Annotated in this window: 2 protein-coding genes and 2 pseudogenes; 2 read left to right on the top strand and 2 right to left on the bottom strand. The window is 72.2% G+C overall.

What is annotated here, in order from left to right; translation table 11 throughout:
- Positions 1-272: pseudogene (locus tag KBX53_RS31545) on the bottom strand (hypothetical protein); the annotation flags it as partial.
- 200 nt (positions 273-472) lie between these two features.
- On the opposite strand from KBX53_RS31545, the gene KBX53_RS31550 reads away from it, so the two are divergent.
- Positions 473-787, top strand: a complete 315-nt coding sequence (locus tag KBX53_RS31550) for a hypothetical protein (RefSeq protein WP_030332569.1) — start codon at positions 473-475, stop codon at positions 785-787.
- Positions 788-862: 75 nt separating this feature from the next.
- Here KBX53_RS31550 and KBX53_RS31555 read toward each other — a convergent pair whose 3' ends face one another.
- Positions 863-1,192 carry an STAS domain-containing protein gene (locus KBX53_RS31555; RefSeq protein ID WP_210863418.1) on the bottom strand — a complete coding sequence of 110 codons (330 nt, stop codon included), beginning with the start codon at positions 1,190-1,192 and terminating at the stop codon, positions 863-865.
- A 213-nt stretch (positions 1,193-1,405) separates the two neighbouring features.
- On the opposite strand from KBX53_RS31555, the pseudogene KBX53_RS31560 reads away from it, so the two are divergent.
- A pseudogene (locus KBX53_RS31560) lies at positions 1,406-1,932 on the top strand (serine/threonine-protein phosphatase); the annotation flags it as partial.

Raw genomic sequence — 1,932 nt, forward strand, 5'->3', positions numbered from 1 at the left:
CTGCTCACCCCGGCCGCGCCGCCCGGCGGGGACGGCTGCGGACGCGGGTTGTCGGCGCTACCGACCGGCGGCGGTGCCGGCCCGCCGCGGGTTGTATCCGACTTGTGCGGTCCGGCCGCTGGTGGGCCGGCCCGCTTGCCCGCATCGAGGCTCGTGAGCTGCTTGGAGGCGCTCAGGCTGGCGCCGATCTCGCTGGGCTGGCGACTCTGTTCACGGGCCTGCCGGGCCAACGCCCGGCGCCGCTGGTTGTCGCCCTCCATCTGCTTGCGCATGGTGGCACCCCTTCCGCTGGGGATCGTGCCTGCGCCAGTCGCCTTCCCGCCGTTCCAGAGAACGAAACGGCGGCCGCCGGCCGGGTCGGCCCAGCCTCCGCCACGCTTCATCCGCCGGGGGTGAGGGGTGCTCACCCGCTCGGCCCGCAGGATCGGGTCAGGACCGGAGTTCTTCCGAGGTACACGGAAGGAAGGTCGTCATGAAGGAAGTTGTCGAGATCGTCCCCGCCCGACCCGGTTGGTACGCGCGCTGGCAGCTCACGCCCGAGGTCACCAGGTGTTACCCGGTGAGCCTGTGGGCGCTGCTGGAGGAGGCCGACGGAACGGGCCGCGAGGTGATCGGGATGGACTGCATCGGTCAGTGGCCCGGCGCGGACGACAACGAGGCGGGTGGGCAGTTCGTCCGCTACCTGTACCAGACGCCCGATTCGGGGGAGCCCGAGGACGTCGATGAGACCCCGGTCGGCGATCTGCGTGCCGACGGCCCCCGGCTCCAGCCGATGACGGCGCCCTAGACATTCCTCCGGCCCCCGACCCCAGGTCCCAGGGTCGGGGGCCATCCCCGAACGGATCCGGGGACGGCCGGCGGATCAGCCGATGGCGCGCACGTCGTCGGAGTACGCCACGGCCAGCAACTCACTCAGGCCGGTGCGGTCGAGCATCCGCTGCAAGTGGGGACTGACCCCGGTCAACTGGATCGCCCCGGCGGCACGGTGCACCACCAGCAACGCGCTGAGCCCGGAGGAGTCGCAGAGGGTCACCCCGGTCAGGTCGACCAGCACCGGGACACCGTTGCGCAACTCGGCCGCTGCGGCGATCAGCTCGGGCGCGGTGTCGTAGTCGAGCTCGCCGGTCAGCCGGAGTCGGACGTGCCCGGCGGCGAGCCGGGTTGTCTCGATGGTCAACGGCTGATCAGGCATCCCACCATTCTCCTTGCCAGCCGACAAAACGCAAAGCGGGGCGGTGACCGCGCACCCGTGTCCCTGGTGTGGCGTCCGCCGCCGTGTCGGTGCCCCCCACCTGCCGTGGGATGCCGCTGTCCGTGTTCGGGCGTAGGGTGGGCTGGAGACTTTTGACAGTGGACGCCGGTTCCGGCACGGGTTCGGTGAACGACAAGGAGTGAGGCTCAGCTGGTGACTGCTTCCGACGTCAGGGACTGTGACCCGGGCGACGGACGGCTCTCCACGCCGAGCACGACACGACCCTCGGCGTGGTCCGCCGACGTTCGCCGCACCACGACGGCCCTGCCGCCACTGGCCCCCGACCGGGGTCAGGCCCCACCCGACTGGTTCGAGGTCGTCGAGCATTTCCGTGAGGGCCTGGTGGTCTGCGACGCCGACGGCGTGGTGCGCCACGTCAGCCCGGTGGCCGAGCGGCTGCTGCCCGAGGTGACGTCCGGCGAGCCGCTCAGCTCCGCCGGTGTGCCCGGCCTGAGCGAGGACGCCCGCGGCGGCTTCACCCAACGTGGGCGTCGGCTCACCGCGCGCCGGGTGCCCCTCTCCGGTGCCCGTTGCTGCTGGTACGTCGAGGACGTCACCGACAGCGTCAGCCGTGCCGACGCGCTGCTCGCCGAGCGAGCCCGCTCGGCGTTCCTGGCCGTGGTCGGCGACAAGCTCGGCAACCCGCTGCACCCGGACCGGGCCGCCGCCGCTGTCGTCCG

It is taken from the genome of Micromonospora sp. M51 (genome assembly GCF_018070305.1).
Lineage (GTDB): Bacteria > Actinomycetota > Actinomycetes > Mycobacteriales > Micromonosporaceae > Micromonospora > Micromonospora parva.

Bases quoted from the DNA above. Each gene is read 5' to 3' on its own strand.
- KBX53_RS31550 (WP_030332569.1), top strand. From the start codon at position 473: ATGAAGGAAGTTGTCGAGATCGTCCCCGCCCGACCCGGTTGGTACGCG.
- KBX53_RS31555 (WP_210863418.1), bottom strand. From the start codon at position 1,192: ATGCCTGATCAGCCGTTGACCATCGAGACAACCCGGCTCGCCGCCGGG.